This is a genomic window from Paenarthrobacter sp. YIM B13468, assembly GCF_042788025.1.
GTDB classification, from domain to species: domain Bacteria; phylum Actinomycetota; class Actinomycetes; order Actinomycetales; family Micrococcaceae; genus Arthrobacter; species Arthrobacter aromaticivorans.
The window spans coordinates 1-20,304 of the sequence record NZ_JBHZPI010000028.1 but is presented as its reverse complement, the minus strand read 5'-3'; the positions used below and the strand labels follow the sequence as shown (position 1 = coordinate 20,304).

The following is a 20,304-nucleotide window of genomic DNA, read 5'->3' as shown; positions in this document are numbered from 1 at the left end:
TATCGGCAAACCAGCCGAAACAAGGATTCGAGAAGGCTTTATGGCGTACGCGACGGGGAAGGTCCGACGCGCAACTTGCCTCGCTAAAGCATCTTTCCGGGCCCACGTCAAGGGGTATCGCGAGCTCGTTTGGGGCCCATTTCCCTTTATTGGCGCGGTAGGACGGGCCGTCGGGTGCCAGTCGTATGCCTTAATCGTGATAGACTAGTCTGCGGGAAAGGGGAAAGTCCACATGGTTTTTGAGGTCGGCGAGACAGTAGTTTACCCTCACCACGGTGCAGCAAAAATTGAGGAAATCAAGATGCGCACCATCAAGGGCGAAGAGAAGATGTATCTCAAGCTCAAGGTGGCTCAGGGTGATCTGACCATTGAAGTTCCAGCAGAGAACGTTGACCTTGTTGGGGTCCGGGACGTAGTGGGCAAAGAAGGCTTGGAGCACGTATTTGACGTTCTCCGCGCCGAGTTCACGGAAGAGCCTACCAACTGGTCGCGTCGTTACAAGGCAAACCTGGAGAAGCTTGCTTCGGGCGATGTCATCAAGGTGGCGGAGGTCGTTCGCGATCTTTGGCGTCGTGATCACGATCGCGGCCTTTCCGCAGGTGAGAAGCGCATGCTGGCCAAGGCGCGGCAGATTCTGATTTCAGAACTGGCCCTGGCTGAGAAGACAGACGAAGAGAAGGCAGCAAGCGTTCTTGACGAGGTCTTGGCTTCCTAAGAATTGATCCCCGGTGGTGCGAAAGCGCCGCCGGGTTTCTTTTTGCCACAAAGTACTCTTGTCACCATGAGTATTCCTTCCAAGCGCGCTGTTACGGCGGTGATCGTGGTTGCTGCCGGTTCGGGCGAACGCCTCGGTTACGGCATGCCAAAGGCCAAAGTTCCGCTGGGTGGCGAAACCATCCTGATGCACGCACTGCGTGGCGTCGTCGCTGCCGACGTCGCGCGCCAGATCTGCGTTGCCCTACCCAAGGGGGATGCGGAACTCCGCCAACTGATTGCTGACTTCACTGTTGAACTGGTGGACGGTGGCCCGGAAGTGACAGTCGTCGACGGCGGGTCCACCCGTGCGGATTCCGTCCGCGCCGCTCTGGCTGCTTTGGAGGACGGCACCGAAGCCGTGCTCGTACATGATGCCGCCCGTGCCCTCACCCCCGAGCGCGTGTTCCAGCGCGTCGCCGACGCTTTGGCTTCCGGCGCCAAGGCCGTCATTCCAGCCATGCCCGTGGTGGACACCATCAAGACTGTGGCCCAGACTGGCGCTTCGGATTCTGCCATCGCCCCGGAAATTGTCACGGGGACAGCGCCCCGGGAACAGCTCAGGGCAGTCCAGACTCCACAGGGTTTCGAGCTCGCCACGTTGCGCCGCGCGCACGACGCCGCCGAGCTCTTTGATGACAAACAGGCCGCCGCAGTCACCGATGATGCCATGCTGGTTGAGCTTCTGGGCGTTCCGGTCCACGCCGTCCGCGGGGCCAGCCAGTCGCTGAAGATCACCACTCCGCTGGATCTCATCATCGCCGAAGGCCTCCTCGAGGGCCCGCTCGGAATGCGCTGGGTGGAAGGCTGATGGCGTCTCAGCAAGCTGCAAGCCGTCCCACCCGCCTGGTCCTGCCCCGTACAGGGATCGGCGTCGACGTGCACGCGTTCGCGCCGGAGGACGATCCCCAGCCGCTTTGGTTGGGTGGCCTCTTTTGGGAAGGCGAACGAGGGCTGTCCGGACATTCCGACGGCGATTGCGTCGCCCATGCAGCTGCCGATGCCCTGTTTTCCGCCTGTGGTATCGGTGACCTTGGTACCCACTTCGGCACAGACCGTCCCGAATTCGCCGGCGCCTCCGGGGTAAAGCTCCTCGGTGAGGCCGCACGGATTGTCAGGGCCGCAGGGTTCGAGATCGGCAATGTCGCCGTCCAGTTCGTAGCCAACCGGCCCAAGTTCGGACCCCGCCGCGAAGAATCCCAAAGGGTGCTGAGTGAAGCCGCGAACGCACCCGTCAGCGTCACGGCCACCACCAGCGATGGCTTGGGATTCACTGGCCGAGGCGAAGGAATTTCTGCGGTTGCCACCGCCCTCGTTTACCCTGCGCCCGGCGCAACCGAGCCGGGTTCCACTGAAGGCGGGCTGAATGACTAAGGTGCATTCCGGCGTCGTGCGTTCCGCCGTGCTGCTGTCCGCGAGTGTGGCTGCAGCCCTCCTGCTCGGTGGCTGTGCAGCGACGCCGAAGATGGATGTGAAGGCCAGTTGCGAGTTCCTCAACAACGACACCTTCAAGCCCGATGGCAATCAACAGCAGCAGTCCAAGCAGATCGCTGCCCACTATCACGAGATCGCGGACAAGCTGGCTCCGGAAATTGGCGATCCCATCAAGGAGATGGCCGCCATCATGGACAAAGCCGCCGCTTCCTCGCTCGGGGCAACCACCCAGGAACAGCAACAGCAGTTGACCGTGCACTTCAACAAAATCGGCGAATACTGCAAGTAGGCAACTCATGCCGCGTCATCGGCTAATCTGGAGCGGTGACCCTGCGCTTCTATGACACCGCCTCCGCCGAAGTCCGCGACTTCGTTCCCCTCGAACAGGGCAAGGCCAGCGTGTACTACTGCGGGGCTACTGTTCAGGGGATGCCGCATGTGGGGCACGTCAGGTCCGCAATCGCGTTTGACCAACTGACGCGCTGGCTAGAGTTCCGTGGCCTCCGCGTCACGGTGGTGCGCAACGTCACGGACATCGACGACAAAATCCTCGCCAAGTCCGAGCAATCCTTTGGCCCGGACTGGGCTGACGAGCCGACGGCGCGGAAAGACGAGGAGTGGTGGGCTTTGGCTTACCGCTACGAGCAGGAATTCGAGAACGCCTACGAATCCCTCGGCGTCCAGCGGCCGACGTACGAGCCCCGCGCCACCGGGCACATCCCGGAAATGCACGCCCTGATCCAGCGGCTGATCGACCGCGGGCATGCCTACCCCGCGCTGGATGACTCCGGAGATGTCTACTTCGATGTCCGCTCCTGGAGCAAGTACGGTTCGCTGACGCGCCAGAACATCGATGACATGCAGGGCGCTCCCGACGCCGACCCCCGCGGCAAGCGGGATCCGCGCGACTTCGCGCTGTGGAAGGGTTACAAAGACGGCGAACCCGTCACCGCCAAATGGGAATCCCCGTGGGGAGCCGGCCGGCCCGGATGGCACCTCGAATGCTCCGCCATGGTCACCAAATACCTGGGCACGCGCTTCGACATCCATGGTGGGGGATTGGACCTTCGGTTCCCGCACCACGAAAATGAGATGGCCCAGTCCCAGGCTGCGGGGGACGAATTCGCCAATTTCTGGATGCACAACGGCATGGTCACGTACGAGGGCGAAAAAATGTCCAAGTCGATCGGTAACACGGTGAGTCCCGCCGAAATGCTTGATTTGGCCTCGCCCCGGGTTGTCCGTTATTACCTTGGGCAGGCCCACTACCGTTCTGTGTTGGACTATCGGCCTACGTCGCTGCAGGAAGCAGCCGCCGCCGTCGAACGCATTGATGGCTTCATAGCCAAGGCCGCCGCGAAGGTGGGGCAGCAAGCCACTGAGCCGAACAGCTATACCGAGGGTGCGCAGGCTGCGATGCCGGCCGCCTTCGTGGCCGCTATGGACGATGACCTCAACGTCCCGCAAGCGCTCGGCGTTCTCCATGAGACCGTTCGGGCCGGCAACACCGCCTTGGCTGCCGGTGATCTGGACGCCGTAAAAGACGCTCTCTCCAGCGTCCACGCCATGACAAGTGTCCTTGGCCTGGACTCCGTGAAGCGCCCGGAGGCCGTGCAAAGCCGTGAACACGCGGCCCTCGAGGTCCTCGTGGAAGCGCAGCTTGAGGCTCGTGCCGCGGCCAGGGCCAACAAGGACTGGGCCGCGTCCGACGCCATCCGCGACACACTCTCGGCCGCCGGAGTCGTCGTCGAAGATGGTGCGGACGGCGCTACCTGGAGCCTGAAACGCGATTGACAAACCGCCGCCGCCGCCGAATTGCATTGGGTCAGTAGACTGGAATGCAGACTCATTAATTTCAAGCAAGGTGGACAGAATGGCCAACCACGGTCGCCCGGGTGCAATCCGCAAGAGCAAGAAGGGCCCCTCCACGGGTACCGGAGGCCACGGTCGCAAGGCCCTCGAAGGCAAGGGGCCCACCCCTAAGGCCGAGGACCGGACCTACCACAAGGCATACAAGAACAAGCAGCTCTCGGAGCGTTCGGCCGCCAAGCGCGGTCCAGCACGCCCGGGTACCGGTGCTCGCTCCGGCCCCAAGGGTCGCGCAACTGAAGAGCTGGTCACCGGCCGCAACTCGGTTGTGGAAGCGCTGCGCGCCGGCATCCCTGCCAAGGCCCTCCACGTTGCCATCCGCATCGAAATGGACGACCGCGTCAAGGAGTCCCTCAAACTTGCAGCTGAACGCGGCATCCCGCTTCTGGAAACCGGCAAGCCCGAACTGGACCGCATGACCGAGGACGCAGTTCACCAGGGCCTGGTGCTGCAGATCCCGCCGTACGAGTACGAGGACGCATACGACCTCGCAGAGACCACTATCGCCAAGTGGAAGAAGGGGCATATCTCCAACGCCCCGATCTTCGTTGCACTCGACGGCATCACCGATCCCCGCAACCTCGGTGCGATCATCCGTTCCGTCTCCGCGTTCAGCGGCCACGGTGTCATCGTCCCCGAGCGCCGGTCCGTCGGCGTCACGGCATCGGCATGGAAGACCAGTGCCGGCGCAGCGGTCCGCGTACCCGTGGCCCGCGCGTCCAACCTGAACAACGCGCTCAAGCAGTTCAAGAACATGGGCATCTACGTCCTCGGACTTGATGGCGACGGCGACGTCTCGCTGCCCGACCTCACCGTAGCGACCGAGCCGGTCTGCATCGTGGTCGGGTCCGAAGGCAAGGGCCTTAGCCGGCTCGTGCGCGAAAACTGCGACCAGATCGTCTCGATTCCCATCGACTCCGCCATGGAATCGCTCAACGCATCCATGGCCGTGGGTATCTCGCTGTACGAAGTGTCGAGGCAGCGTTCCGCGTAATCCTCAGTAAGGCGCCGCGAGCGCCATCCTCCGCGTGCTGCTCCTCCGTCGCTTTGACGCACGCTTCCGGTTGGCCCCAGCGGCGCCCTTGGATGCTCTCTCACTTCCCGGCGGTTTTTGGCCGATGCTTTCTCATATCCTGACTGTTTTCGGCAAACGCTCTCTCACTTCATGCTGGTGAGGGAGCGTTTGCTGTTCTCTGGAATGACGACGACGGCGGCTCCGGCTCGAGCGGTCCGGTGCGCTTTGGGAGGGGATGTGAGAGAAGATCCGCCCTAGACCCGCAGGATGTGAGAGAAGATCGGCCCGAAACCCGCAGGATGTGAGAGAAGATCAGAAGTCGCGGCGGTTGGCCAGGACCGGGAGCTTTTGGCGGGCTTCTTCCACCACGGCGAGGTCGAGGTCGGCAAAGAGGAGGCCGGGTTCGCCGTCGAGGGCTTCCAGGACCTGCCCGAAGGGGGACACGACGGCGGAGTACCCGACGCCCGTGGGCGCGGTGCCTTTCGCTTCGATGCCCTGGGTAGCAGGATCTCCTTGGCCGCAGGCAAGCACGAACGTGGTGGTATCCACCGCGCGGGCGCGGGAAAGGAGCTGCCATTGATCGGCCTTGCCCGGTCCGGCTCCCCACGATGCAGCCACGATATTTACCACGGCTCCGCGCAACGCGTTGGCTGTGAACAATGCGGGGAAACGGATGTCGTAGCAGGTGGCCAAGCCAAAGGTGACGCCGCCGACGTCGAACGTCACTGGGTCTGTTCCCGCCTCAACCGTGTCCGACTCCGCGAAGCCGAACGCGTCAAAGAGATGTATTTTGTCGTAGCTGGTCTCCACGCCGGGTCCGGTGGCAAGTAGAGTGTTGCGCACGCGGCCCCCGCCGGAATCCGAAGCAGCGCCAGGCGTGAACATGCCGGCCACGATCACCAACTGAAGTTCCTCGGCGAGCTCGCGCACCCGGCCCGCCCAAGGGCCATCGAGGGGTTCAGCGATGTCCAGGAGGGAGTTACCGAACGCGCGCATCATTGCTTCGGGAAAAACGACAAGCTCCGCGCCGCCCTCCTTGGCACGGCGGGCGTACTCTTCCAGAAGCCGCAGATTGTCAGCCAGGTCCCGGCCAGTGATGACTTGAGCGAGTGCAACGCGCACGATTGAACCTCCAGTTCTGTCAGTCCCAGTATGGCAAGGCTGTCGCCAACACACAGCCGCAGCGACACATTCGGGGGAGCCGATACAAGTGTGCTGCTGCCCGGGCTGAAGCGTTCCAGCACGTGAGCGGCCCGGAACGACGGCCGCGGCCGGTGCTTGCCAGAAATTTGACGTGGTGCGCGCCGTCACACGGGCGGTCGACTCAGCACTGATCAGGTATGGAACTAAACTTGCAAGCAATGGTTATGCCTATTTTGGACCCAGCAGCCGCCCTGGATGCTTCGCGCCCCAAGCCCATCGGACTGAGCAAGCCCCAGCCCGACTTGTGTGATGACGTCACCCAGCAGACAGACAACGTCAACGTTGCAGTGTTTGCTCCGGACTTGGAACGCGTTGAAATCGCCTACCAGGCACCGGGGGATGGTTGGCGGGTTCACACCCTTCCAAATCTGGAGGATGGTGTGCACTTTGGCATCGTCAGCGGCATGCCGCCAGGCACACGGTACGGTTTCCGCGCTGCTCCACCTGAGGGCGGGCTACCGATGTCAGTACCGGCAGTGGATATTGAGGACGACGGCGAACAGTCTCTGTTGCTGGATCCCTATGCTCGCGCAGTGGATCAGCGGGGCGAATTCCTAACGAGCGTCCACATGGCAACGGATTTCGACTGGGGCGATGACGCGCCGCCGCGGACTCCGATGCGTACGTCCGTAATCTACGAAGCCCACGTGCGTGGTCAGACGATGCTTCACCCGGACATTCCGGAACACCTCCGCGGCACCTATGCCGGGATGGCACACCCAGTGATGATCCAGCATCTAACTGAGCTTGGAATCACTGCGGTGGAACTCCTGCCCATCCACTTCCACCTGGACGAGTCACACCTCCAGGATCTGGGCATGACGAACTACTGGGGATACAACACCGCGGCCTTCTTTGCCCCGCACTCCGACTACGCCACTGAGGCTGCGCGGAACGCCGGTCCCCACGCTGTGCAGGACGAGCTCAAGGGCATGATCAAGCTGCTCCACGCCGCTGGCATCGAGGTCATCCTGGACGTGGTCTACAACCACACCGCGGAAGCGGGACCGGACGGGCCTGCGCTGAGTTTCCGCGGCCTCGCGGAGAAGCGCTACTACCGGCACGATGCGCATGGAAGGTATCTGGATACCACCGGGTGCGGAAACACCCTGGATTTCAGTGATCCCGTGGTGGTGGACCTTGCCTTGGATTCCCTGAGGTGTTGGGTGAATGACTTCCACGTGGACGGCTTCCGCTTCGACCTCGCCGTGACATTATGCCGGGACGCCGGCAACCAATTTGATCCCAACCATCCCTTCCTGCGGGCCATTGCCGAGGATCCGGTCCTGTCAGAGGTCAAGCTCATAGCCGAGCCTTGGGACGTGGGTTACGGCGGTTGGCAGACAGGGCGGTTCCCGCAGGGATGGTCTGATTGGAACGATCATTTCCGCGACGGCGTCCGGCGCTTCTGGCTGTCAGACCGTGCCGCGATTGAGGCCGGCGGCCAAGGCGGCTCAGTCGCGTCGCTGGCTGAGCTGATGGCGGGTTCGGCGAGCCTGTTCGCGCCGTCCGGCCGCACGCGCTTGGCCTCGGTCAATTTCATCACGGCGCACGACGGCTTCACGCTCAAGGACCTGGTGAGCTACGACCGAAAGCACAACGAGGCCAACGGTGAGCAGAACCGCGATGGCCATGGAGATAACCGTAGCTACAACCATGGTTTTGAAGGCCGCAGCGAGAACGAGGAAATCGTGGCGGCCCGCGCGCTGTCCATTCGGAACCTCATGGCCACTCTATTGTTGTCCTTCGGCGTCCCCATGATCACCGCCGGCGATGAGCTGGGCCGGACCCAGCAGGGCAACAACAACGCCTATTGCCAGGACAACCCGACGGCGTGGCTGGACTGGAGCAGGACCCAGGAAGCCAACGCAATGTTCCAAACCACCAGGGAGCTTGTCAGGCTTCGCCGGTGGTTCCTGCGCCATCAGCCCGAGAGCTTCCCCGCCCACGCGAATGATTCCAGCCTGCAATGGTTCGACGACAAGGGAAAGCGCATGACGCCCGCGCGTTGGAATGATCCCAACGCGCGCTCCATTCAGCTCCTGATGGGTCATGAGGACAGCGAAATCCGTGGCTTGATCGTGGTTAACGGCAGCAACCAGGACGTGAAGATGGTGCTCCCCGAGATCCTCAGTGAAACGGGCATCGGCAAGCGTATGTTCGAACTCCGGTTCACAACCTCGGTGCTGCATGAACGCCGGAAAGGTGCGCTGGTGGCGTCGGGCGAGCGGGATATCCTGCAGGCCAACACCATCAACATTTACCGCACCTAGGAGTTCCCGCATGAAACGGAGCAGCAGCAGGCTGCTGGCCTTCGCAGCCCTGGTGATTGCCGTCGTCGCGCTTGTGGTCGCAATGGTGGGCGGCCCGCTGACCGCCACCCAGGAAACGTCAAGCACCCAAACCACGACGGCGGAGCCTGGCTCCGCGTTAACCCCGCCGTCCGTGGCAAACCCCTCTGCGCTGCCCACGATCAACGCCTCGCAGCTTCCCAGGGAAGCGCAACAGACGCTTGCCCTGATTGCGAAGGGCGGGCCCTATCCCTATGACAGGGACGGCGTGAACTTCGGTAACTTCGAGGGACTCCTGCCCAAGAAGTCCAGCGGATTCTACAAGGAATACACGGTCCCTACGCCTGGCGAGTCGGACCGCGGCGCCCGCCGGATCATTGTTGGCAAGGACACGGCCAAGTACTACACCGCTGACCATTACGATTCGTTCAAGTTCATCGTCGAAGGCAAGTAGGAGCCCATGAAGATCTATTCCGCAGACACCTGGACCATCGAAGAACTTCAGGACCAGGTGGCAGACGCCGGGCGCAGGACCGTCCTCGTCCCGCCGGCAACAACGAAATCGGGCGTCCTGGAGGTCTTTGGCCAGGTCCTGGACTTCCCTGAGTACTACGGCGTGAATCTGGACGCCCTCAATGACTCCCTGCATGACTTCGCTGATGCCCTGTCCGACGACGACGGCACTCCTGTCACGATGATCTGGCAAGTCCCAGCGGCCTACCGAACCGACCGCTCCTTCGGCGTGGTCTGCGAAATCCTCCAAGACGCCGAGCGCTACGCAGGCCGCGACCTCGCAGTGATCGCGGTTTTCGAAAACTGAACTGCATAAGCCATCCGCTAAGGAGTCCAAACAAAACGCCGGATGTCAGTTATCCGGAAGCGTGCGTCAAAGCGACGAAGGAGCAGCACGCGGAGGATGACTGACATCCGGCGGATGTCGTGTGGTTGGGTTTACGCGTTCGCGATCAATCCCAGTTCAGCTTTGGAAGCCAGCGCCGAGTGCTTCGGGAACACGCGGACGGTGTAGCCGAAGGATCCTGAGCGGTTGATGACGAGGTCGCCGTGGAAGAGGTGGCGCCCGCCGCCGAGGTTCTCCAGGGAGTCCAGCTCCGCTACGACGATGTCCTCAAGCTCATCGGATTCCTCGGCACGACCGAACGCGACCTCCACGGAGACGTCGTCGGGGGTCAGGTTGTGAAGGGCCACGTACGCGTTGACCTGCAGGGTGTCGCCGACCTGGGGTTCTTCGGACACGCCAACCGAGTCGACGTGTTCCACTACGACCTCAGGCCAGGCGCTGCGGACCTTGGAGGTCCAGGCCGCGAGTTCCTTGGCTTCCTTGAACGATTCAGCGGTGGCCCGGCGCCCGGCTACTGCTGCGGGGCAGTACAGGTTGTTGACGTAGTCGTGGAGCATGCGTTCGGCTGAGACTGCCGGGCCCAGGTTTGCCAAGGTGTGCTTGATCATGGACACCCAGTGGGTGGGCACGGTCTCGCGGCTGGATTCGGAGGGTCCTGCTGCGCCGGCACCTTGGGCCACGGTGGTCCCGTAGAAGCGCGGTGCCACCTGGGTTTCCAGCAGCTCGTAGAGCGCGGAAGCTTCAATGTCGTCGCGTTCATCGGCGGATGCGCCGTTGTTGGCTGTGGGGATCGCCCACCCGTTTTCGCCGTCGTACATTTCGTCCCACCAGCCGTCCAGGACGGAGAGGTTGAGCGAGCCGTTGATGGCTGCCTTCATCCCGGATGTGCCGCAGGCTTCCAGTGGCCGCAGGGGGTTGTTGAGCCAGACGTCGCAGCCGGGGAAAAGGGTGCGGGCCATGGCGATGTCGTAGTTCGGGAGGAACACGATCCGGTGGCGTACCTCGGGGTCGTCGGTGAACCGGACCAGGTCCTGGATCATTTTCTTGCCCGCGTCATCTGCCGGGTGCGATTTGCCTGCGATGACCAGCTGGATAGGGTGTTTGGGGTTCAGCAGGAGGGCCTTCAGACGCGCGGGGTCGCGCAGCATGAGCGTGAGCCGCTTGTACGTGGGCACCCTTCGGGCGAAGCCGATGGTCAGCACGTCCGGATCCAGTACGCTGTCCGTCCAGCCAAGCTCAGCGTCGGCGGCACCTCGTGTTTTCCAGGAGGCGCGCAAGCGGCGGCGGACGTCGTCCACGAGCTGGGTGCGCAGTTCCCTGCGGAGCCCCCAGACGTCCTCGTCACTGACGTTGTAGGCGAGGTCCCAACGGCCCAGGGCTTCGGCTTCTGCACCGAACTGCTGCCGTGCCAAGGAGGATATCTTTGGGTCCACCCAGGTTGGAACGTGCACGCCGTTGGTCACGGACGTGATGGGGATTTCGGAGTGGTCGAATCCTGGCCAGAGACCGGAGAACATTTCCCGCGAAACCACGCCGTGCAGCTTGGCTACCCCGTTGGCACGCTGCGCGAGGCGCAGGCCCATGACTGCCATGTTGAAGACGGAGGGGTTACCGCCGTCGTAGTTTTCCCGGCCGAGTTCCAGGATGCGGTCCACGGGCACCGCAGGGGCGAGCCCGGCTTCGAAGAAGTGCTTGATCTGGAGGGCCTCGAAACGGTCGATGCCTGCCGGTACGGGGGTGTGGGTGGTGAAGACGGTGGATGCACGTCCAGCTGCGAGGGCTTCGTCCCAGGTGAGTGGATCATTGGGGTCAGACATCGCTTCCTGGATGCGTTCGATTCCCAGGAATCCTGCATGGCCTTCGTTCGTGTGGAAGACCTCCGGCGCGGGCGTACCCGTCAGTTCCTGGTAGACGCGCAGGGCTTTGACGCCGCCCATGCCCAGCAGCAGTTCCTGCTGGAGGCGGTGATCGCCGCCACCGCCGTACAGGCGGTCGGTGATGCCGCGCGCGGCTTCGTCGTTGGAGGGGACGTTGGAGTCCAGCAGCAGCAGCGGAACGCGTCCGACGTCGGCACGCCACACATGCGCGTGAAGCTCGCGGCCGTTGGGAAGCGGAAGCGAAATGTGCACCGGTTTGCCGGGAACGCCGTCCTTGGAGGGCTGGCGCAGAAGCGTCAACGGCAGCCCGTCCGGGTCCAGCACCGGATACGTTTCCTGCTGCCAGGCGTCACGGGACAGGGACTGCTTGAAGTAGCCGGCCTGGTAAAGGAGCCCGACGCCGATCAACGGGACACCGAGGTCCGATGCGGCTTTGAGGTGGTCACCGGCAAGGATGCCCAGGCCACCGGAGTACTGGGGAAGAACCTCGGTAATGCCGAATTCCGGCGAGAAGTAGGCGATGCAAGCCGGGGCTTCTTCACCCAGGCCCTGGTACCAGCGCGGCTCACTGAGGTAGCGGTCCAGATCGGCTGCTGCTTCCTGTACCCGGTTAACGACTTCGCCGTTGTTGGCCAGGTCCTGCAGCTGCTCCCTGCTGATGGACCCCAGGAGGGCGATGGGGTCATGCTGCGCGGCCTCCCAAAGAGCCGGGTTAAGGCTCGCAAAAAGTTCCCTGGTGGGCCGGTGCCAGGACCAGCGCAAGTTGGTCGCCAAACGGGCCAACGGCCGGATGGGCTCAGGGAGGACGGTACGGACTGTAAATCTTCGAATTGCCTTCACGAGCGCCACACTAACGGACTCACATGGCAGTCGGAACTGGTTTGGGTTTCTTTTAGGTAAAAGTCATCTTGAGTCGCGAAGATGGCTCGTGTGCTTAGCATTCTTGGATTTTTGTCGCTAACGTCGTGGTTGTGACGAATACCTCGCGAACCATGACCGCTTTGAAATCCAAGACGAAAACGGACATCACCGCCGGACTTCGCTTCGGCCGGTTCCCCATCACGGCTGTCCAGCCGGTGGTTGAGGGTGGCCGGTTCCCCGCGAAGGCCCTTCCGGGTGAGGATCTCGCCATCGGCGCGACCGTCTTTCGTGAAGGACATGATCAGCTCGGCGTCTCTGCCGTCCTGCTCGATCCCAAGGGCAAGGAGCGCCAGCGGGTCCGCATGGCACCGGCCAAGGATGAGCGCTGGAAAGGCTTGGACCGCTGGGAGGGTTTGCTGTCTCCCTCCGGCACAGGCGCGTGGTCGTTCGTCATTGAGGCTTGGCATGACCGCTACGGAACATGGCACCACAACGCTGAAGTGAAAGTGGGCGCCGGCATTGACGTCGAGTTGATGCTCGCCGAAGGCGCCGCCCTGCTTTCTGAGGCAGCCGAGGACGACGCCGGTCGCACCGCTGCGGAGAAGCGCACCCTGCGTGCTGCGTCTGTTGTCCTTGCCGACACCACCAAATCTGCCGAGGAGCGCCTTGGTGCCGGTTTCAGCCCGGAGGTGCTGGCCGCCGTCGGACGCGTCCCGATCCGTGAGCTGGTGACCGTTTCCGAGCCGTTCCCGCTCCAGGTGGAACGGGACCTCGCCGGCCGCGGTTCCTGGTACGAGTTTTTCCCCCGCTCCGAGGGCGCGGTTTTGGATCACGCCACGGGTATCTGGACTTCGGGCAACTTCCGCACCGCAGCCAAGCGCCTGGAGGCGGTTGCGGAGATGGGCTTCGATGTCATTTACCTGCCGCCGATCCACCCGATTGGTTTCCAGCACCGCAAAGGCCGCAACAACACGCTGACACCAGGCCCGCAGGATCCGGGCTCGCCGTGGGCTATTGGTTCCAAGGACGGTGGCCACGATGCCATCCACCCGGATTTGGGCACTTTTGAAGATTTTGACGCTTTTGTTGCCCACGCCCGGGAGTTGGGGCTCGAAGTTGCACTGGACCTGGCGTTGCAGGCAGCCCCTGACCACCCGTGGGTAACGTCCAACCCGGAATGGTTTACCACCCGTGTGGACGGGTCCATCGCCTATGCCGAAAATCCGCCAAAGAAATACCAGGATATATATCCCCTGAACTTCGATAACGATCCTGCGGGCCTTTCCAAGGAAATCCTCAGGGTGGTGCAGTTGTGGATCAGCCATGGCGTGAAGATATTCCGCGTGGACAATCCGCATACAAAGCCCGTGTGGTTCTGGGAATGGTTGATTGGAAAGATCAACAAAAAGAATCCCGAGGTAGTTTTCCTGGCGGAGGCTTTCACTCGTCCACCCATGATGCATGCATTGGGCAGGGCAGGGTTCCAGCAGTCGTACACGTACTTCACGTGGCGGAACACCAAGTCCGAACTGGAGCAGTATTTCCATGAGGTCAGCCACGAGAGCGCGGCTTTCTTCCGGCCCAACTTCTTTGTGAATACCCCTGACATCCTCACGGAGTACCTCCAGTACGGCGGTCCCGCGGCCTTCCGCATCCGGGCTGTCCTTGCCGCTACGGCAAGCCCGGTCTGGGGCATGTACGCCGGTTACGAGCTGTACGAACACGTGGCACGGCCGGGGGCAGAAGAGTACATCGACAACGAAAAGTACGAGTACAAGGCCAGGGACTGGGAAGGCGCTGCCGCGTCCGGCCGTACGTTGGCTCCGTACATCACTCGGTTGAACACCATCCGCAAGGACCACCTTGCCCTGGGCGACCTGCAGAACCTTACGCTGCACAGCAGCACCGATGACGCAACGATCGTCTACTCCAAGCACAAGACGTTGCCGGACGGCACCAAGGACACGTTGATCATCGTTGTTAACGTGGATCCGCACAGCGCCCGCGAAAGCACGGTTTCCCTGGACCTGGCGGCACTGCAGCTGGACCCTGCGGACTTCAACGAGGACGGCCGGTTCCTGGTGGATGACCTGATCAGCGGGCAAAGCTGGTGGTGGGGTGAACACAACTACGTCAGGCTCGACGCACACGTGGAGCCAGCACACATCCTGAGCATCCGGAGGCAGCCTTAGTGAGTTTTTCTCCGCAAAACCCGAGCCAGTACTTCACTCCGAAGAACACCTTCGAGCTGAATGCCCCCGGTCTCCAGCATGATCCGCACTGGTACCGCAAGGCAGTCTTCTACGAAGTACTGGTGCGGGCCTTTGCGGATGCCAACGGGGATGGCTCCGGTGACTTCCACGGCTTGATCGAGAAACTGGACTACCTTCAATGGCTGGGCGTTGACTGCCTCTGGTTGCCGCCGTTCTTCCATTCCCCGTTGCGTGATGGCGGCTATGACATCGCCGACTACACCTCGGTGCTGGACGAGTTTGGCACCATCAGCGACTTCAAGCGCCTCGTGGCGGAGGCGCACGCCCGCGGCGTCCGGGTGATCATCGACCTCCCGCTAAACCACACCTCGGACCAGCACCCATGGTTCCAGGAATCACGGAAGGACCCCACGGGCCCCTACGGCGATTTTTATGTCTGGAGCGATACGGACGAGAAATACCAGGATGCGCGCATCATCTTTGTGGACACGGAGGAATCCAACTGGACCTTCGATCCCATCCGGCGCCAATTCTTCTGGCATCGCTTCTTCAGCCACCAACCGGACCTGAACTTCGAGAATCCCAAAGTCATTGAGGCACTCTATGACGTCATCCGGTTCTGGCTCGACCAGGGAATCGATGGCTTCCGCGCCGACGCCGTTCCGTACCTCTTCGAGGAGGAAGGCACCAACTGCGAGAACCTGCCCGCGACCCACGCCTTCCTGCAAGACCTGCGCCGGATGGTGGATGCCAACTACCCCGGACGCGTGATCATCGCCGAGGCGAACCAGCCACCTCATGAGGTGGTGGAGTACTTCGGCACCGAGGAAGCCCCGGAATGCCACATGGCCTTCCACTTCCCGATCATGCCCCGGCTCTACTATGCCCTGCGGGACCAGAAGGCAGCTCCGATCATCCAGACCCTGCGGGAGACTCCGGCGATTCCCAAGGGTGCCCAGTGGGGGACCTTCCTGAGGAATCACGACGAACTCACGCTGGAGATGGTCAGCGCGGACGACCGCGCCGCCATGCTTGGCTGGTACGCACCGGACCCCAGGATGCGCGCCAACATTGGTATCCGGCGGAGGCTGGCTCCGCTGCTGGACAATTCCCGCGCCGAGATTGAGCTCATTAATGCGCTGTTGCTCTCCCTGCCAGGTAGCCCTTTCCTCTATTACGGGGACGAAATCGGCATGGGGGACAACATTTGGCTTGATGACCGCGATGCCGTCCGCACCCCCATGCAATGGAACCCGGACAGGAACGCGGGTTTCTCAGGCGCGGACCCCGGCAAGCTGTACCTGCCGGTGATCCAGTCTCTGGTCTACAACTACAGCATGGCCAACGTTGAAGCAGAGGCCGCGCACTCAGGCTCCCTGCTGCGATGGACCCGGCAGATCCTCAGCGTGCGCAAGAACCACCCCGTGTTCGGCCTGGGAAGTTTCCGCCACATCGAAGCGGACAACGAGGTAGTTCTGGCCTATGTCCGGGAACTGCCGGCGGGCAACCCTGAAGGCGAGGACGCGGAAACCATACTGTGCGTCTTCAACCTTTCGCAGCACCCGGTGGCCGCAATCCTGGATCTGCCGGAATATGCCGGCAGGGGCTTCCGGGACATTTTCGGTGGCCAAACATTTCCGGCCGTTGGGGACAACGGCCAACTGACAGTCATGCTGGGTAGCCACAACTTCTACTGGCTGCGGCTGCGCTCGGCGTTTTCCAACCCCTCATCGCCATTTACCCAGGCGATTCCCGTGGTGTCGACCAAAGGATGAGATGAAAAAGGGAACACTTAACCCCTCGATCGAAAGTCTTCTCCGGAGCTGGCTTCCCACCAAACGCTGGTTCCCGGTGAAGAGCCCCGACTTTACGCTGGAGCGTGTCGGCGGTTTTAAACTCCCATACCCGGAAGGTATCGCCGGATTGCAGGTTGAACTGCTCGCCGTGACGTACCGGACGGCCGACGGCGGTCCGCGGACCGACGTCGTCCAGGTGCCGTTGAGCTTCAGAAGCCAGCCGTTGCCGGACGCTCCCGCAGCCTTGCTCGGGGAGATCACGGATCCGGAACTGGGACTGCGACTGGTTTACGACGCCGTGTACGACACCGAGTTCATCACGGCGTGGCTGGATCTCATGCGCCGGGAGGACACCGTGGATGACGGCCTCGCCGCGGGACACCTCACCAGGGGCCGTGTGGCCCTTCCGGAAGGACCCACCTCAGTCCGCGTACTGTCCGGCGAGCAGTCCAACACGTCCGTCATCATTGACGACGGCGGTTCAACGGCAATCGTGAAGATCTTCCGTGTGTTGGCAGCCGGCAGGAACCCCGAGGTGGAGTTGGGCGCTGCGCTGACGGCAGCAGGGACAACCGAGGTCCCCGCAACGTTGGGTTGGATCACCGGCTCCTGGGATGGTCAGGGCCCAGGCGGCTCGGCCACTGGCGAGCTCACGGTGGCCCATGAATTCCTCCTGGGGGGACTGGATGCATGGAGGCTGGCTGTCGAGGCCGCTGCAGCCGGTGCCGATTTCACCCAAGAGGCCTACGAACTCGGTGCTGCAACCGCGACGGTCCACGCAAGGCTCGCGGAAACTTTCGGCACGCTGGATGGCCAGACGCAGGGCGCCGACATCATTGGGACCCTGGCCCGGCGTGTCCGCCAGTCATGGGCAGAAGCGGCTTCCGCCGTCGGGCCCTATGAGGGCAACCTCGAAGAACTGCTAGCCACGCTCCATCCCCGCGATGTGGGCCAGCTGCAGCGCGTCCACGGCGACCTCCATCTTGGCCAGATCCTCAAGGTTCCCGGAAAGAATGGGGCGCCGGGCCGGTGGGCCATCCTGGACTTCGAAGGCGAGCCCCTCCGGACCATTAGTGAGCGCAACACTCCCGATCTCCCCTTGCGGGACGTTGTGGGAATGCTCCGCTCCTTCGACTACGCGGCCGGAGCCGCAGTCCGTGAGAACGCGGAAGCCAAGGTCCCCGCGACATGGGCGGATGACTGCTCCACCGCGTTCCTGGCGGGGTACAGCGAAGTCATGCCGGGAACCATTGACCGCCGCTCGCCGCTGTTTGTGGCATTGTGGCTGGACAAGGCCTTATATGAGGTGGTCTATGAGTTGCGGAACCGGCCGGACTGGCTGTCCATTCCGGTCAACGCATCACGGCAAATCCTCGACAACACGAGCCGCGGCAAGCACGCCGCAGCTACAGCGGAAGGTAATGAAATGACAGGCTCTGCACGCACCGAACGGCCCCGAGTTCCCCTGCATGTGGACTCCGAGACCTTGGCCCGCGTGGCAGCTGGAGCCCACCACGCACCACACTCCGTGCTCGGCGCCCACCTGGACGATCACGGCCACGTCACTATCCGGACCGTGAAGCACCTCGCCAAATCGGTAACGGTGGTGACGGAGGCCGGACGCACTGCCATGGAACACGAGGCCAACGGCATTTGGGCCGCTGTCCTGGATCCGCTGCAACACGGCCACGTGCCGGACTACCGTTTGGAAGTGGTGTACGACGCCGAACCCGTCACCATTGATGACCCCTACCACTACCTGCCTACCGTGGGTGAGGTGGATCTGCACCTGATCGGCGAAGGCCGGCACGAGCGTCTCTGGGACGTCCTTGGCGCCCACGTCCAGCATTACCGCTCTTCGCTGAGTGAAGTAGACGGTGTTTCCTTTGCTGTCTGGGCCCCGAATGCCCAAGCGGTGCGGGTCAAGGGGGATTTCAACGGCTGGGACGGCCGTAGCCACGCGATGCGTTCCCTCGGCTCGTCCGGTGTCTGGGAAGTCTTCATTCCTGGGGTTGTAGCAGGGGCGTGCTACAAATTTGAGATCCTCACCCGCGGCGGCCACTGGGTTGAGAAGGCGGACCCGTTGGCCTTTGGTACGGAAGTTCCGCCGCTCACGGCCTCGCGTGTGGTCGACTCCAGCTACCGGTTCAAGGATGCCGACTGGATGGCCGCGCGTGCCCAGAAGGACCCGCACAACTCGCCCATGAGCGTCTATGAAGTCCACCTTGGGTCCTGGCGCCTTGGCCTGGGATATAAGGAACTGGCCAAGGAACTTGTTGACTACGTCAAATGGCTTGGTTTCACCCACGTGGAATTCATGCCCGTGGCAGAACACCCCTTCGGTGGTTCCTGGGGCTACCAGGTCACGTCCTACTTTGCGCCGACGTCCAGGTTCGGGCACCCGGACGAGTTCCGTTTCCTCGTGGACTCCCTGCACCAGGCAGGCATCGGTGTCCTGCTGGACTGGGTCCCGGCGCACTTCCCCAAGGACTCCTGGGCACTGGCCCGTTTTGACGGCGAAGCCCTGTACGAGCACTCAGATCCCAACCTGGGCGAGCACCCGGACTGGGGCACCCTGATCTTCGACTTCGGACGTACCGAGGTGCGGAACTTCCTGGTGGCCAACGCACTGTATTGGCTCGAAGAATTCCACATTGACGGACTCCGCGTGGACGCCGTGGCCTCCATGATCTACCTGGACTACTCCCGCGAGGAAGGACAGTGGCAACCCAATAAGTTCGGCGGCCGCGAGAACCTCGAAGCAATTTCCTTCATGCAGGAGGTCAACGCGACCGTCTACAAGACGCACCCCGGGGCCGTCACCATCGCTGAGGAATCCACCGCGTTCCCAGGTGTCACGGCACCCACCAATCATGGCGGGCTCGGCTTTGGCCTCAAATGGAACATGGGGTGGATGCACGACTCCCTGAAATACATCTCCGAAGACCCCATCAACCGCCGCTGGCACCATGGCACCATCACGTTCTCCATGGTCTACGCCTTCTCGGAGAACTTCCTCCTGCCCATCAGCCATGACGAAGTAGTGCACGGCAAGGGATCAATGCTTCGCAAGATGCCCGGTGACCGTTGGCAGCAACTGGCCAACCTCCGCGCCTTCTTCGCCTACCAGTGGGCACACCCCGGTAAGCAGCTCATTTTCATGGGTACCGAATTCGGTCAGGAAGCCGAATGGTCGGAGCAGTACGGACTCGACTGGTTCCTGGCGGACATCCCGGCCCACCGTGGACTCCAGCTCCTGGTCCGGGACCTTAACGGCCTCTACGCGTCAACGCCTGCACTGCATGTACGCGACAACGAACCCGGCGGCTTCCAGTGGATCAACGGTGGAGACGCCGACCACAACGTGCTGACCTTTATTCGCTGGGACCACGATGGCAAGCCGTTGGTGTGCGCAGTCAACTTCTCCGGTGGCCCGCACAACGATTACATTCTGGGCGTACCGGAAGCAGGGGAGTGGGTTGAGGTCCTCAACACCGATGCCGAGACCTACGGTGGCTCAGGCGTCATCAACGCTGGAACACTGAAGGCTGCCTCGCCGGGGACTGATGGCCAGCCGGCGGCATTGACGGTGACACTGCCGCCGCTTGGCGCGTCCTGGTTCACGTTGGCCGAGTAGTTCTTCAACGAGCCGGGTTGTGACTGAAGACCCGAGTACTTCTTCAAGAGCAGGGAGGGGCCGGAGCGGAGTGCTCCGGGCCCTCCCTGACTCCGTCTGGGTGTGTCGTTGAGATACCCACGGAGCCCTCTCTGAGTGGCTTTGCCATCTCGGCGGAGTAGGGGTATAGTTAGTACCCGCGCTGGTCCCCGAGTGGAGATCGCCAAGCTGACAAGAAACCGCAAGGAAAAATCAAGTCAAGCTTGCCGATTTGACTCCGAGAGATCCAGCCGGTAAGTTTGAAAAGTTGCTCCGGAGCGATTCTGAGGCCCTGTAGGGGTTTTGGTTGGTACTGCTCTGGAATAGTGACCTGTTGTTTGAGAACTCAATAGTGTGCCAAGTTTGTTGATGCCGATTGTTTTTTGATTGGTTGAAATTTTGCCGGGCCGTTGCGCACCCCCGTGTGTGGTGGTCTGGTTTTCAGCTGGTTTCGAATTTTGTGCAGCCGCGTTCTTGC

15 protein-coding genes are annotated in these 20,304 nt (G+C 62.3%); 12 read left to right on the top strand and 3 right to left on the bottom strand.

The features are described from left to right. Window positions 1–232 precede the first annotated feature (232 nt). The 6 genes from ACFX4T_RS22030 (at window position 233) to rlmB (ending at window position 5,050) form a co-directional block, all read left to right on the top strand. Window positions 233–715: a CarD family transcriptional regulator gene (locus ACFX4T_RS22030; protein WP_011690592.1), complete on the top strand. Its 483-nt coding sequence runs from the start codon at window positions 233–235 to the stop codon at window positions 713–715. A 66-nt stretch (window positions 716–781) separates the two neighbouring features. Further along, window positions 782–1,564 (top strand): 2-C-methyl-D-erythritol 4-phosphate cytidylyltransferase, encoded by a 783-nt coding sequence (gene ispD, locus ACFX4T_RS22025; RefSeq protein ID WP_216921229.1) that lies wholly within the window; start codon window positions 782–784, stop codon window positions 1,562–1,564. Next, window positions 1,564–2,127 carry a 2-C-methyl-D-erythritol 2,4-cyclodiphosphate synthase gene (ispF, locus tag ACFX4T_RS22020; protein WP_377654137.1) on the top strand — a complete coding sequence of 188 codons (564 nt, stop codon included), beginning with the start codon at window positions 1,564–1,566 and terminating at the stop codon, window positions 2,125–2,127. The genes ispD and ispF overlap by 1 nt, the downstream gene beginning before the upstream one ends. Next, window positions 2,120–2,476, top strand: coding sequence for a hypothetical protein (locus tag ACFX4T_RS22015; RefSeq protein ID WP_216921207.1), 357 nt, complete (start codon window positions 2,120–2,122; stop codon window positions 2,474–2,476). The genes ispF and ACFX4T_RS22015 overlap by 8 nt, the downstream gene beginning before the upstream one ends. Window positions 2,477–2,511: 35 nt before the next feature. Then, the gene (gene cysS / locus ACFX4T_RS22010; protein WP_377654135.1) at window positions 2,512–3,981 is read left to right on the top strand and encodes a cysteine--tRNA ligase; all 1,470 of its coding nucleotides are present in this window, start codon (window positions 2,512–2,514) and stop codon (window positions 3,979–3,981) included. Window positions 3,982–4,060: 79 nt separating this feature from the next. Further along, window positions 4,061–5,050: a 23S rRNA (guanosine(2251)-2'-O)-methyltransferase RlmB gene (gene rlmB, locus ACFX4T_RS22005; RefSeq protein ID WP_216921202.1), complete on the top strand. Its 990-nt coding sequence runs from the start codon at window positions 4,061–4,063 to the stop codon at window positions 5,048–5,050. 333 nt (window positions 5,051–5,383) lie between these two features. Here rlmB and ACFX4T_RS22000 read toward each other — a convergent pair whose 3' ends face one another. Then, window positions 5,384–6,193, bottom strand: coding sequence for a carbon-nitrogen hydrolase family protein (locus ACFX4T_RS22000; protein ID WP_377654133.1), 810 nt, complete (start codon window positions 6,191–6,193; stop codon window positions 5,384–5,386). A 239-nt stretch (window positions 6,194–6,432) separates the two neighbouring features. Between ACFX4T_RS22000 and glgX the strand changes: the two genes are divergently transcribed. From glgX to ACFX4T_RS21985, 3 genes are read left to right on the top strand one after another with little or no spacing between them, the layout of a single operon-like run. Further along, window positions 6,433–8,547 (top strand): glycogen debranching protein GlgX, encoded by a 2,115-nt coding sequence (gene glgX, locus ACFX4T_RS21995; RefSeq protein ID WP_377654131.1) that lies wholly within the window; start codon window positions 6,433–6,435, stop codon window positions 8,545–8,547. A gap of 10 nt (window positions 8,548–8,557) precedes the next feature. Next, window positions 8,558–9,019, top strand: a complete 462-nt coding sequence (locus tag ACFX4T_RS21990) for a ribonuclease domain-containing protein (protein ID WP_377654129.1) — start codon at window positions 8,558–8,560, stop codon at window positions 9,017–9,019. Window positions 9,020–9,025: 6 nt separating this feature from the next. Beyond that, on the top strand, window positions 9,026–9,385 hold the full coding sequence (locus ACFX4T_RS21985; protein WP_216921185.1) for a barstar family protein: 360 nt from the start codon (window positions 9,026–9,028) through the stop codon (window positions 9,383–9,385). Window positions 9,386–9,516: 131 nt separating this feature from the next. On the opposite strand, the gene glgP is transcribed toward ACFX4T_RS21985, so the two are convergent. Further along, on the bottom strand, window positions 9,517–12,141 hold the full coding sequence (glgP, locus tag ACFX4T_RS21980) for an alpha-glucan family phosphorylase (RefSeq protein WP_223948004.1): 2,625 nt from the start codon (window positions 12,139–12,141) through the stop codon (window positions 9,517–9,519). 152 nt (window positions 12,142–12,293) lie between these two features. On the opposite strand from glgP, the gene ACFX4T_RS21975 reads away from it, so the two are divergent. From ACFX4T_RS21975 to ACFX4T_RS21965, 3 genes are read left to right on the top strand one after another with little or no spacing between them, the layout of a single operon-like run. Then, window positions 12,294–14,354 (top strand): alpha-1,4-glucan--maltose-1-phosphate maltosyltransferase, encoded by a 2,061-nt coding sequence (locus ACFX4T_RS21975; protein ID WP_377654126.1) that lies wholly within the window; start codon window positions 12,294–12,296, stop codon window positions 14,352–14,354. Next, entirely contained in the window at window positions 14,354–16,150 is a 1,797-nt protein-coding gene (gene treS / locus ACFX4T_RS21970; RefSeq protein ID WP_377654124.1) for a maltose alpha-D-glucosyltransferase, read from the top strand. Before ACFX4T_RS21975 ends, treS begins: the two co-directional genes overlap by 1 nt. A gap of 1 nt (window position 16,151) precedes the next feature. Further along, complete coding sequence (locus ACFX4T_RS21965; RefSeq protein WP_377654121.1) at window positions 16,152–19,808, top strand: 1,4-alpha-glucan branching enzyme; 3,657 nt, start codon at window positions 16,152–16,154, stop codon at window positions 19,806–19,808. Window positions 19,809–20,044: 236 nt separating this feature from the next. Here ACFX4T_RS21965 and ACFX4T_RS21960 read toward each other — a convergent pair. After that, on the bottom strand, window positions 20,045–20,304 hold a 260-nt coding region (locus tag ACFX4T_RS21960), incomplete at its 5' end, for a hypothetical protein (protein WP_377654119.1).